General features: G+C 52.6%; 10 protein-coding genes and 1 pseudogene. 1 reads left to right on the top strand and 10 read right to left on the bottom strand.

Going from position 1 to position 12,795, the window contains the following annotated elements:
• Window positions 1-162: 162 nt before the first annotated feature.
• The 7 genes from hslU to sucC all read right to left on the bottom strand — a co-directional run bounded on the left by hslU (window position 163) and on the right by sucC (window position 9,252).
• On the bottom strand, window positions 163-1,566 hold the full coding sequence (hslU, locus tag PBA01S_RS16615) for an ATP-dependent protease ATPase subunit HslU (RefSeq protein WP_028539392.1): 1,404 nt from the start codon (window positions 1,564-1,566) through the stop codon (window positions 163-165).
• Between the two features lie 35 nt (window positions 1,567-1,601).
• Entirely contained in the window at window positions 1,602-2,144 is a 543-nt protein-coding gene (gene hslV / locus PBA01S_RS16610) for an ATP-dependent protease subunit HslV (RefSeq protein ID WP_016312452.1), read from the bottom strand.
• A gap of 176 nt (window positions 2,145-2,320) precedes the next feature.
• On the bottom strand, window positions 2,321-3,643 hold the full coding sequence (gene trmFO / locus PBA01S_RS16605) for an FADH(2)-oxidizing methylenetetrahydrofolate--tRNA-(uracil(54)-C(5))-methyltransferase TrmFO (RefSeq protein ID WP_016312453.1): 1,323 nt from the start codon (window positions 3,641-3,643) through the stop codon (window positions 2,321-2,323).
• A 68-nt stretch (window positions 3,644-3,711) separates the two neighbouring features.
• Window positions 3,712-5,811, bottom strand: coding sequence for a type I DNA topoisomerase (gene topA / locus PBA01S_RS16600; RefSeq protein ID WP_028539393.1), 2,100 nt, complete (start codon window positions 5,809-5,811; stop codon window positions 3,712-3,714).
• Between the two features lie 109 nt (window positions 5,812-5,920).
• Complete coding sequence (dprA, locus tag PBA01S_RS16595; RefSeq protein WP_028539394.1) at window positions 5,921-7,009, bottom strand: DNA-processing protein DprA; 1,089 nt, start codon at window positions 7,007-7,009, stop codon at window positions 5,921-5,923.
• A gap of 98 nt (window positions 7,010-7,107) precedes the next feature.
• Window positions 7,108-8,037: a succinate--CoA ligase subunit alpha gene (gene sucD / locus PBA01S_RS16590; protein WP_028539395.1), complete on the bottom strand. Its 930-nt coding sequence runs from the start codon at window positions 8,035-8,037 to the stop codon at window positions 7,108-7,110.
• Window positions 8,038-8,091: 54 nt separating this feature from the next.
• Complete coding sequence (gene sucC, locus PBA01S_RS16585) at window positions 8,092-9,252, bottom strand: ADP-forming succinate--CoA ligase subunit beta (protein WP_028539396.1); 1,161 nt, start codon at window positions 9,250-9,252, stop codon at window positions 8,092-8,094.
• A 562-nt stretch (window positions 9,253-9,814) separates the two neighbouring features.
• On the opposite strand from sucC, the gene PBA01S_RS16580 reads away from it, so the two are divergent.
• Window positions 9,815-11,434 carry a YifB family Mg chelatase-like AAA ATPase gene (locus tag PBA01S_RS16580; RefSeq protein WP_127576367.1) on the top strand — a complete coding sequence of 540 codons (1,620 nt, stop codon included), beginning with the start codon at window positions 9,815-9,817 and terminating at the stop codon, window positions 11,432-11,434.
• 12 nt (window positions 11,435-11,446) lie between these two features.
• On the opposite strand, the gene PBA01S_RS16575 is transcribed toward PBA01S_RS16580, so the two are convergent.
• The 3 genes and pseudogenes from PBA01S_RS16575 to PBA01S_RS16565 form a co-directional block, all read right to left on the bottom strand.
• Complete coding sequence (locus PBA01S_RS16575) at window positions 11,447-11,839, bottom strand: YraN family protein (protein ID WP_016312458.1); 393 nt, start codon at window positions 11,837-11,839, stop codon at window positions 11,447-11,449.
• On the bottom strand, window positions 11,832-12,137 hold the full coding sequence (locus tag PBA01S_RS16570) for an EscU/YscU/HrcU family type III secretion system export apparatus switch protein (protein ID WP_016312459.1): 306 nt from the start codon (window positions 12,135-12,137) through the stop codon (window positions 11,832-11,834). Before PBA01S_RS16570 ends, PBA01S_RS16575 begins: the two co-directional genes overlap by 8 nt.
• A pseudogene (locus PBA01S_RS16565) lies at window positions 12,134-12,795 on the bottom strand (flagellar hook-length control protein FliK); the annotation flags it as partial. The pseudogene PBA01S_RS16565 and the gene PBA01S_RS16570, both read right to left, overlap by 4 nt.

The raw sequence follows: 12,795 nt of genomic DNA, 5'->3' as shown, positions 1-12,795 counted from the left end.
GGTCAAAAAACTATTTTTTACATAATTATCGCCATCATCCAGCAAAATCCAAAAAGAAAGACCACCCGCCATTACGGCAGAGTGGCCTATTTTTTGTCAAAATTGTGAAAATGGATTAGGTCCTTGGAGAACAAGGCTTTAACCCACAATTTACGATTCTCATTACAAAATGAATTGACTCAGATCTCGATCTTGGGCAATATTTCCTAGTTTCTCCCGCACATATTCCGGAGTGATGACCATTTTATCCAACGTCAGTTCAGGTGCTTCAAAGGAGAGATCCTCCAGGAGCTTCTCAAGGATCGTATGCAAGCGTCTGGCACCGATATTCTCCGTATTTGCATTCACCATGGCCGCAATACGAGCGATTTCATGGATTGCGGCGTCCGAGAATTCGATTTCCAGATCCTCTGTGCGCAGCAATTCAATATACTGTTTCGTTAAGGCGTTCTCCGGTTCCGTTAAGATCGACACAAAGTCCTCCAGCGATAAACTGTCAAGCTCGACCCGGATCGGGAACCGCCCTTGGAGCTCAGGAATTAAGTCAGATGGCTTGGCAATATGGAAAGCTCCTGCCGCAATAAACAAAATATAATCTGTTTTGATGGGACCGTATTTGGTCATCACCGTCGAGCCTTCCACAATCGGCAAAATATCGCGTTGTACGCCTTCGCGAGAGACGTCGGGACCGGAGCCCTGTCCCCGGCTGGCAACTTTATCGATTTCATCGATAAAGATGATCCCGGATTGCTCTGCCCGTGTGATCGCTTCCTGAATCAAATCATCTTGATCGATCAGCTTCGCCGCTTCCTCCTGCGTCAACACTTTACGAGCTTCCTTGACGGTCAGCTTCCGCTTCTTGGTCCGTTTCGGTAAGAGACTTCCAAACATTTCCTGCATGTTCATGCCAAGCTGGTCGTTGCCCTGACCGGCAAACATATCCATCATCGTTGGCGTGTTGTCCTCAACTTCAACTTCCACAATGTCGTTCTCCATCTGACCAGACAACAATTTAAAGCGCACCTGACGCCGGCGTTCGGTCAGCGCACTGTCTTCCTCCGGCTGCTCCTGAGCGGTGGAGCCTGCTCCGTTACCGCCCCCAAACAACATCTCGAACGGGTTACGAACGCCTTTGGCTTTATTTTCGGAAGGGACCAAGATCTGAACTAGACGTTCATTCGCAAGCTCCTCCGCTTTATCCTTCACCTTCTCGGTACGCTCGAGCTTGACGGTACGGATCGCCGTTTCGATGAGATCACGTACCATCGACTCAACGTCCCGGCCTACATAACCAACTTCAGTGAATTTCGTGGCTTCCACCTTAACAAAAGGAGCACCAACCAGCTTGGCGAGACGACGAGCAATTTCCGTCTTCCCCACCCCGGTCGGTCCGATCATCAGGATGTTCTTGGGTACAATTTCATCCTGAACCTCCTCCGGCAGCAAGCTTCGCCGATAACGGTTCCGTAAGGCAACAGCAACCGATTTTTTCGCTTGTTTCTGTCCTACGATATATTTATCCAGTTCGGCTACAATTTGTCTTGGCGTTAAGTTTCTTTCGGTCATGATTCGTCCCCCTGACACGATAGTATCAACGATACTCAAAGCTCCTCAACTATAATGTTGTTGTTCGTATATACGCAGATTTCCGAAGCAATCTGCAGGGCTTCACGGGCGATATCCTTCGCTTCCAACCCCGTGGCATGCCGTTTCAGCGCCCGCGCAGCCGATAGCGCAAAGTTGCCCCCTGATCCGATCGCCAGTACATCATCATCCGGTTCAATGATTTCCCCGCCGCCGGAAATCAGCAGCATCCCGGTTTTATCCATGACAATCATCAAAGCCTCGAGCTTACGCAGCACACGATCCTGGCGCCAATCTTTGGCCAATTCAACCGCTGCCCGTTGCAGGTTCCCTGAATGCTCTTCCAGCTTCCCCTCAAATTTCTCAAATAACGTGATGGCATCGGCGACCGAACCGGCAAACCCCGCAACCACTTGACCGCGGTACAACCGGCGGACTTTCTTCGCCGTTTGCTTCATCACGACGTTCTGCCCAAATGTGACTTGCCCGTCACCGGCAATGGCGCCCTTGCCATTGTGGCGTACCGCGCAAATCGTTGTAGCGTGAAAAGATAGCTCCATGTGTTACTTCGCCTTCCTCTCTCGTAGGTTCTCAGCCCTTACGTTTTAGATATACGCAGGAGGGACTGAGGCATTGGGTTCAAGTACTACGTATATTAATGGGCCAGTTCTATCATATGAACGTCCTTGTTTTCAGCATAACCCGTATCCCCCCTAGATTGCAAAAAAACGGTGGATTAACCCAACCGTTCTTCTGCCATAAAGGAGCGTAAGCTATTTAACGCGCGCTTCGCAAGCGCTTCGTTTTTCTCTGCTTTTTTGCGGTAGCGGGTATCCAGCTTCGGAAATAAACCAAAGTTGGCGTTCATCGGCTGGAAGTGTTCGAAATCAGCAGTGGTAATATAGCGTGCCATACTGCCCAGAGTAGTGTCTGCAGGGAATACGATCCCCTCCTGACCTGCGGCAGCTCGGGCTGCGTTAATTCCTGCGATTAGACCGGACGCAGCGGACTCCACGTAACCTTCAACACCGGTCATCTGACCCGCGAAGAAGAGTGATGGCCGTGCTTTCAACTGATAGGTTGGCATGAGCAGCTTCGGCGAGTTGATAAAGGTGTTCCGGTGCATTACGCCGTACCGGACGAACTCCGCGTTCTCCAAGCCTGGAATCATCGAGAAGACGCGCTTCTGCTCCCCCCATTTCAAATGGGTCTGGAAGCCTACCAAGTTGTAGAGTGTCCCGGCCGCGTTATCCTGACGAAGCTGCACCACAGCATATGGGAGCTTGCCGGTGTGCGGATTGACGAGACCCACCGGCTTCATTGGCCCAAACAGAGCTGTCTGCTTGCCGCGCCGCATCATCACCTCGATTGGCATACAGCCTTCAAAGTAAATCTCCTTCTCGAAGTCCTTCAGCTGAGCTACCTCCGCGTTAATTAACGCATCGTAGAAAGCATCGAACTCCTCTTCCGTCATCGGGCAGTTCAAGTAGGCCGCTTCGCCTTTATCGTACCTGGAAGCCAGGTACACTTTGCTCATATCGATGGAATCCTTCTCCACAATCGGAGCGGCAGCATCGTAAAAGTAAAAATAGTCCTCGCCGGTCAACCGCTTAATTTGCTCTGAAAGGGCAGGAGATGTCAGCGGCCCGGTGGCAATCACGACAATCCCGTCCTGCGGGATCTCCTTGATTTCCTCATTCACCACTTCAATCAATGGATGCTCTCTCAGCGTCCGGGTGATCTCCCCCGAGAACCCGTCCCGGTCAACGGCGAGCGCACCGCCGGCCGGTACCGCATTGCGATCCGCCGCTCCCAGCACCAGCGAGTTCAGCATTCGCATCTCTTCTTTGAGAACGCCAACGGCGTTCGTTAACCCGTTGGCTCGCAAAGAGTTACTGCAGACCAACTCGGCAAATTTATCGGTATGATGCGCCGGTGTCTTCACAACCGGGCGCATTTCGTACAACACCACGGGGATGCCGCGGCTCGCGATTTGCCATGCCGCTTCACTGCCGGCCAATCCCGCGCCGATGACCGTTACTTTATTCGTCATGTTCATGTCCCCCTACTAAATCTCATGCTGAATTTCTTAGCTGTCTCAGAACCCGCACAAACGGCGGGCTCAACTTATTCATCTGTTTCGTCGCTTTCTTCAATGGCTTCTACGTAGTCGCAGGAGGTACATTGCAGCTTCCCGCCTTGCTTATTTCGCTTCTCTACGAGCATTGAACCACATTTTGGACAAGGCTTTGGTGAAGGCTTATCCCACGAAACAAAATCGCATTCCGGATAACGGTCGCAGCCATAGAAGACCCGTCCCTTTTTACTCCGGCGTTCGACCACATGCCCTTCCTTACATTTCGGACAGGTGACACCGATGTCCTTAACGATCGGTTTCGTATTCCGGCATTCCGGGAAACCCGAGCAAGCCAAAAACTTCCCGAAACGTCCCAATTTATAGACCATCGGTCTTCCGCATTTTTCACAAATCTCATTGGAGACTTCGTCTTCGATTTCGACTTCCTTCATTTCCTCTTCGGCAACCCGAAGACGTTTCTCAAACGATTTATAAAACTCGCTCAGCACTCTTACCCAATCCTCGGAACCTTCTTCAACATGGTCCAAGTCCTCTTCCATATGGGCGGTAAATTCCACATCAAGGATTTCCGGGAAGAATTGCTCCGTCTGTTCGATGAGGAGCTCGCCTAACTCAGTTGGGACAAACTTCTTGTCCTCAATCGCTACGTAGCCGCGTTTTTGAATGGTTTCCAGGGTTGGCGCGTACGTACTCGGACGTCCAATGCCGAGCTCCTCCAAAGTTCTCACCAAACGCGCCTCCGTATAGCGAGGCGGGGGTTGGGTAAAATGCTGCTTCGGTTCAATCGACTCTTTCGCCAGTTCTTCCCCTTTCGTCAGGGGTGGCAAAAACTTGTCGTCCTCATTGGCGTTGCCATCATCGTTGCCTTCCACGTACACCTTCATAAAGCCAGGGAAGCGGATCTTCGACCCAACCGCGCGGAACGTTGCTTCGCCAGCGGCAATATCCACTGACATCGTGTCCAGCACGGCAGAAGTCATTTGGCTGGCCATAAAACGATCCCAAATCAATTTGTACAGCCGATACTGATCCCGGGTGGTGAACTCCTTCACCGATTCCGGATCTCGCATCGCCGATGTTGGACGGATCGCTTCATGGGCGTCCTGCGCGCTGGCGGCCTTCTTGGAATATTGACGCGGCGTTTCAGGCGCGTAGGCTTCACCAAATTTATCAAGGATATATTGCTTGGCTTCCTCTTGGGCGGAAGTAGCGATCCGCGTCGAGTCTGTACGCATATACGTGATCAGACCAACGGTCCCTTCTTTGCCAAGGTCAACCCCCTCATACAGCTGCTGAGCGATCGACATCGTCTTGGCTGCCCGGAAATTCAGTTTTCGCGCTGCCTCCTGCTGCAGGGAACTGGTTGTAAACGGCGCCGCCGGATGGCGGAGACGTTCCTTCTCCTTCACATCGACCACGCTGAATTTGGCCTTCTCGATCGATTTCAGAATTTCCTGTACCTGCTGTTCGTTCTTTAGCTCGATCTTCTCACCTTTGTACTGGTGAAACTTCGCTTCGAACGAAGAGGCTCCCGTCTTCAGCTTCGCCGTAATACTCCAGTATTCTTCCGGAACAAATTCAGAGATTTCGTTCTCCCGGTCCAAGATGATTTTCACCGCTACGGATTGCACGCGGCCAAATGACAACCCTTTTTTGATCTTCTTCCACAGCAGCGGGCTGACTTTATAACCAACCAGCCGATCCAAAATCCGTCTGGCTTGCTGCGCGTTCACCAGATCCATATTGATGGGGCGCGGATTTTTGAAGGCGTCTCTAACCGCTTGCTTCGTAATTTCATTAAATACGACGCGGCATGTATCCTTCTCATCCACGTCCAGCACATGGGCCAGATGCCAGGCAATCGCTTCTCCTTCGCGATCGGGGTCGGCTGCCAGATAGATTTTTTTTACTTTTTTGCTGGCATCCTTTAATTCTTTTAATACAGAACCCTTCCCACGGATTGTAATATACTTCGGACTGAAGTCGTTCTCTACTTCAACCCCAATTTGGCTCTTGGGCAAATCGCGAACATGACCCATTGAGGCTTTCACGATGTATTTGCTGCCTAAGTATTTGCCAATCGTTTTCGCCTTGGCAGGCGATTCCACGATGACGAGTGAATCCGCCACAGGTTCGTCCTCCTCTCAAACAATACGAAACTCTAAAACTGGTGTTCCTTGTATTCAGGTAAAATACTCATATAGTCATATATTCAAGCCACTCTCGGTTAGGAATGGACTATATTAGCTGGTATACTGAGCCGGGGAGTTGAACCGCCGTTTTTTTCATGATTAAAGATAACAGAACTGAATGTAAATGTCCAAAATCCCACCCGGTTTGTACGAGCAGATCATCAAAACTCGTGATGCCCTGCTCCAACATATGGTATATGCGGCGCTCCTCATCTGTCAACTTGTTTCCTGTTACCGCTTCCTTTTTCGTCTCCTCCGCGACAGGCAATAAGGCCTGATATTCCTCCCAAATATCCTTGGCTTCGGTGACGAGTTTGGCTCCCTGCTTCAAAAGCGACAGGGTTCCCTGACTCTTCGGCGACGTAATTGGCCCAGGGACTGCAAACAGGTCACGATTCGCATCCAGCGTCTCATCCGCCGTGATCAAGGACCCGCTGCGAGCGTCGGCCTCTACAACCACCGTACCATAAGAAATTCCCGCAATGATCCGATTGCGCTGCGGGAACATCCCAGGGTGACCAGGGGTACCGATCGGATATTCCGAGATGACCAGCCCTTGCTCGGCGATTCGTCGATACATGGAGGCATGCTCCGGTGGATAAGCTACGTCAATCGCCGTACCTAATACGGCGATGGTACTTCCTCCTGCCTGTAAAGCCGCTTCATGGCAAACCCCGTCAATCCCGCGGGCCATCCCGCTCACAATCGTTACTCCGAAGGAGCTAAGGTCAGCGGCTAAGGCGGCTCCTACCTTTCGACCATAGGCGGTTGGCGTCCGCGTACCTACCATCGCGATATTAAGACCGTTCAGCAACCTAGTATCACCCAGTGAATACAAAACCCATGGCGGCTGAGCGGTCTCCTTCATTAAAATAGGATACTCCAAATCCAGCCTTGTAATCACCTGTATCCCTTTACCTTCATACTGTTCCATTTGGGCCTCAATCCAGTCCCATGTGAACCGCTCCGACAGCCGAAGTGACAGCCCTGGGCCCAGTCCCCGCTTCCTCCAATCCGCTGCCGTAAACTCGATGGCATGCTCCCAGTCCTCATCATATGCAACGATTTGCTGCAGCGTTTTCCAGCCTACCCCGGGGAATTCATGTAATCCCGCGAGTACCCATTTCTTCTCCACAACGAATCCCTCCTTGAAAAATAAAAAAAGCAACCTCCTCGAGCCATGTATGGCTAAGAAGGTTGCTTACCTTTGGATATGATTATATCAAAAATAGCTTATCGTGTCGTGCACAATTCTAAAAGGCCGCGTTCTTCCAGAACACTGACCAGTGTTGCGCCCATCTCCGATGGGGTCGGCGCGACTTTAATGCCGCAGGACTCCAGCTTCGCGATTTTTTCCTTCGCCGTTCCTTTCCCGCCGGAAATAATCGCACCGGCATGACCCATCCGTTTCCCTGGAGGAGCCGTCACACCGCCGATAAAGCCGACGACAGGCTTCGTCATATTTTTTTGGATCCATTCGGCGGCTTCTTCTTCAGCGGTTCCGCCGATTTCCCCGATCATGATCACGGCATGCGTGTTGTCATCGTCATTAAACCGGCGCAAAATATCAATAAACTCCGAGCCCTTCACCGGATCGCCGCCGATACCAACCGCCGAAGATTGTCCGATGCCGCGAGTCGTCAATTGATGCACCGCTTCATACGTCAACGTGCCGCTGCGCGACACGACGCCGACATGACCAGGCAAATGGATATAGCCCGGCATAATGCCAATTTTGCATTCGCCTGGAGTAATGACGCCTGGGCAGTTTGGACCGATCAGCACGGTCTTTTTCCCTTCCATATAACGCTTCACCTTCACCATATCGAGGACCGGAATTCCCTCGGTGATGCAGATGACCAGATCCAATTCCGCTTCTACGGCTTCCAGGATCGAATCGGCTGCAAATGCCGGCGGTACGTAAATCACGCTGGCAGTAGCCCCCGTCGCTTCCTTCGCTTCGCGAACCGTGTTGAACACCGGCAGGCTGACGGTTTCGCCGTTCTCCAACGTAATATCTACCTTCGTGCCGCCTTTGCCTGGAGACGTTCCCCCGACCATTTGCGTGCCGTAGTCAAGCGCTCCTTTGGCGTGGAACAATGCGGTTTTCCCGGTAATTCCCTGGGTGATGACCTTCGTATTCTTATCGACCAAAATACTCATATTTCGAGCCTCCCCTTATGGATAGGTGATTGCAATGTGAGGTACCACTCTAAATTACGAAACGAGCGAAACGATCTTCTGAGCGCCATCTGCCATCGAGTCGGCCGAAACAATTGCCAGACCCGATTCAGCAAGAATCTGCTTGCCAAGATCAACGTTCGTACCCTCAAGGCGCACAACGAGCGGACGGTCCAAACCAACCTGCTTCGCGGCTTCCACGATCCCTGAAGCAATCACATCGCATTTCATGATGCCGCCAAAAATATTTACAAAAATCCCTTTCACCTTAGCGTCCGACAAAATAATTTTAAAGGCTTCCGTGACCTTCTCTGCCGTCGCACCTCCCCCAACATCGAGGAAGTTCGCCGGGTCTCCGCCATAATATTTAATGATGTCCATCGTCGCCATCGCCAGACCGGCCCCGTTCACCATGCAGCCGATGTTCCCATCAAGCGCAATGTAGCTGAGGTCGTACTTCGAAGCTTCAATCTCCTTCTCGTCCTCTTCTTCCAAGTCACGCAACGCCAAAATGTCCTTATGACGGAACAGCGCATTGGAATCGAAATTCAGCTTCGCATCCAGCGCCAGGACGTTGCCATCTCCAGTGACGACAAGCGGATTAATCTCCGCGATGGAGCAATCTTTGTCCACAAAAGCTTCATACAAAGCCATCATAAATTGCGTGGCTTTGCCTACTAGTTCATTTGGAATATTAATGGAGTAAGCCAATCTGCGGGCCTGGAACGACGTCAAGCCAATAGCCGGATCAATCACTTCTTTGAAAATTTTCTCCGGAGTTGCGGCTGCCACTTCTTCAATTTCCGTCCCGCCTTCCTCAGAGGCCATCATCGTCACGCGGCCTGTACCACGGTCCACGACAACGCCAACGTAATACTCCTTCTTGATATCGCAGCCTTGCTCGATTAAGAGGCGTTTAACCTCTTTCCCCTCTGGTCCCGTTTGATGGGTGACCAGTACCTTGCCGAGGAGTTCCTGAGCATAGGTTCTCACCTCATCCAAGCTTTTGGCCACTTTGACGCCGCCGGCTTTACCGCGGCCCCCGGCATGAATTTGCGCCTTGACCACGACAACCGAGGTCCCCAGCGCTTGAGCCGCTTCGACAGCTTCCTCGACCGTAAACGCCACGCGTCCTTCAGGAACGGCCACACCGTACTGCTTTAGGACTTCTTTTCCTTGATACTCATGGATATTCATGCGTAAAATCCTCCTATCAACAGGCGGTATTTTAGAGGGTCCAAAACCTGCGGCTTGTGGTCCCCCTTCTCGAAAATATCAGCTGAAACCCAGATTATTGTACCACTTTTTTGAAACGCTTTCCTCAAAAAGTTCATCATTTATACACAACTTTTTTATATCATTTTCATCTCAAAGTGAGATGAATACTTGACGCAGCTGGGGAGAAAGTCCGAAGTTCTATAAACCGCTTTCAAAGTATCAAGGAGTTGCAGGGTCAAGAAAAATTCATGCGAATCGGTTTAGCTTAACAACGACATATTTTTCACATGCATCTCATCATGAGATGAATTTCGACGAACATCAGCAATTTCTTGAAATATTGTAAGTTGTGAAAAAATTGCTTGTCAGTTTTCTTCTCTCTTCCATCCGATTGGAACCCAAACCCTCAACTTGACAATCATTAACGTTCGTCCTAGAATACGTGTAGCTAAATGAATAGGGAAAATAAGGAAGCACCTTTTTCCAATTCGGACCTTGCCGAAGCAAGGCACAAATCGATAGGAATGAGGTGTTTTTTGTTATGTACGGTAAATTGCACAGCGCGTGTTTGTACGGGATTGACGGTGTAATCATCGAGGTCGAGGTTGATTTATCCAGCGGCATTCCGCAAACGAACATCGTCGGATTGCCAGATTCGGCCGTTCGCGAAGCGATTGACCGGGTCCGGGCAGCAATCAAAAACTGCGGCTATCGCTTTCCGCTTCAGCGCGTAACGATTAATCTAGCGCCGGCGGACCTGCGCAAGGAAGGCTCGGCCTTCGATCTGGCCATTGCACTGGCGATATTAGCGGCTAGTGACCAGGTGAGATTGCCGCCGGAGGAGCGCTTGTTGATCATCGGAGAGCTGTCGCTGGACGGCACGCTGCGTCCGGTACCCGGCGTTCTGTCCATGGTGGATCGGGCACGACGCGACGGCTTCACAGCCGTGCTGCTCCCGCAGAATAATGCCGAAGAAGCACTGCTGCTTGGCGGCATTCGAGTCTATGCGCTCAGTCATTTGCGCGAGCTTGCTCCTCCTTCTCCCGAAGCCAAGGACCCAGAGGCTGCCCATGCGTTGCCATTGCACTCCACCCACGAGCAAGATGGGCAGGCTCCGCTTATCCTTCAAACATTAAACCATCTTGAGAAAAAGACGGAAGGCCCGGGGACAGCGGCACCGCTTCCTCCCCTGCTCGACTACAGCGATGTAATTGGTCAGCGGCAAATTAAGCGGGCGCTGGTCATCGCCGCCGCCGGGTTCCATAATATCGTGCTGATCGGGCCGCCCGGCACCGGTAAGACGATGCTGGTACAGCGATTGCCATCCATCCTGCCGCCCTTAACGCTGGAAGAATCGTTAGAGGTTACGAAAATCTACAGCTCTGCCGGTAAGTTGAACGACTCCGGGCAAGGGCTGATCCAGCGCCGTCCCTTCCGCTCGCCGCACCATACGATATCTGCCGGCGGCCTGATTGGAGGAGGTGGGATCCCGAAGCCGGGGGAAGTGAGCCTCGCTCACCATGGCGTATTGTTTCTTGACGAGCTGCCGGAGTTTTCGAGGAATGTGCTGGAGGTACTGCGTCAGCCGCTGGAAGATCGCGTCGTCACCATCAGCCGCTCCCGGGCTTCGTTCACGTTCCCTGCTCATTTCCTGCTAGCCGGGTCGTTAAATCCGTGTCCGTGCGGCTACCTCGGGGCCGAACCTCCGCTGCCCGCCTGCACCTGCTCGCCTTGGCGAATCGCCCAATACCGCGAAAAAATATCCGGCCCTTTATTGGACCGGATTGATATGCAGGTGGAGGTGCCTCGCCCGCAGCGTTGGCAGGACGATCCGCAGCCGCTGGATTCCGCGGCGATGCGGGAGCAAGTGATGGCGGCTGAACGGATTCAACAGGAACGCTATCGAGGCTGTCGAATCTCCCGGAACAGCGAGTTGTCCGGCAGCCTGTTGCGTAGGTTTGCACCGCTTGACCGTGACGCCACCAAGCTCCTCCAGGATTGTTTTGCTACACTGGGACTGAGCATGCGGGCGTATGACCGAATCATTAAACTGTCCCGAACAATTGCCGATCTGGAAGGAGAAGCTGATATCCGCGCCGAGCATGTCGCCGAAGCGATCCAATACCGGCAGTTGGACCGGCGGCATGAAGTTGTGGGATGAAGCCCCTCGCCGTCAGAAAGCGGCTAGAATATGCTCCAGCGCGATCGTATCGCCATACCCAAACGTTACCGCGATGACATCAAAGCGAAGGTTGGCGTCTGATTGGCCTCTGCGATGCAAATACACCGCGGCTGTGTCACGAACCTGCTTGATTTTGCGGGCATTCACCGACTCAGCCGGTGTGCCGAAAGCCGCAGCCTGTTGGCTGCGGCTTCGGACTTCTACGATCACGAGAAGGTCTCGTTTGCTGGCTATGATGTCAAGTTCTCCACTGCGGCAACGCCAATTTCGCTCAAGAATCGTATATCCCTGTGAAATCAGATGCTCACAAGCGGCCTGCTCCGCTTTTCGGCCGCGTTCTTTGCGGCGATCCCCTCTTTGCCCATTGATGCCAAGGTTACTCAAAGAACAACCCTCTTTCTACCATTTTATCTGATCGATAAATAAAGGTTAGAATTTCGGCAACCAAATCATACAGTTCCGCAGGAATCTGTTGATCCAAATCCAGCTTGGATAACACCTCAACCAACGCAGCGTCCTCTTGGATCGGAATCCCGTGCTCCAGCGCTGCGTCCAGGATCCGGTCAGCGATGAGACCCTTGCCTTTGGCTACAACGACTGGAGCCTCCCCCTGGCCGGGATCGTATTTCAAGGCGACTGCTTTTTTGAAAGCCAAGCTGGATGCTTGCGGTTTTTCCTTCATACGCGGTAATCCACTCCTTTGTATACGCTAGGCGCGTAAGACATCGGCTGGCTGAAATCCGCTGTATTGCCTTCCGCTTCATCCGGCAGGATCAAAGGCTCCGCCTTCAGCGATAAAAGGCGATATCCCGCCTTCTCCAGCGCCTCGCTCACTTCGTCCTGGCGGGATTCCAGGAAGGCTCCAGTCGCTTCTTTCTCACTATAGATTTTGAGCAGCACCTTCTTGTCGGCGACCTGCACGTCGACCATAAGTTGACCCAGCGTCTTCATCTGCAAATCGAACCATAACCGACAGTTGGCCGGATCCAGTTCACCCTTCCGACCGCGCCGCGACTCGATGTGCACGGCAGCGGTTTGCCGACCGTCCGGACCGATCAAGGGCAGGAACATCGTCACGTGCGCAAACGGCGCGGTCCGGTCGGTATTGAGCAGCAGCTGCTGCCCGGTCAGCTGCTGAACAAGCTGGCGCGCCGCCTCTTGCAGCGGCGCAGGCAGATCGTCTGAGGCCATCACCTGCAGGAGAAGGCCTTTCAGCGTCTCGTGCGCAGCTGTGCTCGCCGCCGTCACGTTGCTGCCGCTGCGCACGGCTGCGGCTGTGGCAGCGGCTTCGGCGCCAAGCGGCTGCGCTTTCCCGGGCGGGAGCTCCGCTTCGCCCGGGG

Source organism: Paenibacillus barengoltzii NBRC 101215 (genome assembly GCF_004000745.1).
GTDB classification, from domain to species: Bacteria; Bacillota; Bacilli; order Paenibacillales; family Paenibacillaceae; genus Fontibacillus; species Fontibacillus barengoltzii.
This window is presented reverse-complemented; position numbering and strand designations above follow the sequence as displayed.

What these genes read in the sequence shown, in the direction of transcription:
- hslU (WP_028539392.1), bottom strand. Translation starts at nt 1,566, where the DNA reads ATGACCGAAAGAAACTTAACGCCAAGACAAATTGTAGCCGAACTGGAT.
- hslV (WP_016312452.1), bottom strand. Translation starts at nt 2,144, where the DNA reads ATGGAGCTATCTTTTCACGCTACAACGATTTGCGCGGTACGCCACAAT.
- trmFO (WP_016312453.1), bottom strand. Translation starts at nt 3,643, where the DNA reads ATGAACATGACGAATAAAGTAACGGTCATCGGCGCGGGATTGGCCGGC.
- sucD (WP_028539395.1), bottom strand. Translation starts at nt 8,037, where the DNA reads ATGAGTATTTTGGTCGATAAGAATACGAAGGTCATCACCCAGGGAATT.
- sucC (WP_028539396.1), bottom strand. Translation starts at nt 9,252, where the DNA reads ATGAATATCCATGAGTATCAAGGAAAAGAAGTCCTAAAGCAGTACGGT.
- PBA01S_RS16580 (WP_127576367.1), top strand. Translation starts at nt 9,815, where the DNA reads ATGTACGGTAAATTGCACAGCGCGTGTTTGTACGGGATTGACGGTGTA.
- PBA01S_RS16570 (WP_016312459.1), bottom strand. Translation starts at nt 12,137, where the DNA reads ATGAAGGAAAAACCGCAAGCATCCAGCTTGGCTTTCAAAAAAGCAGTC.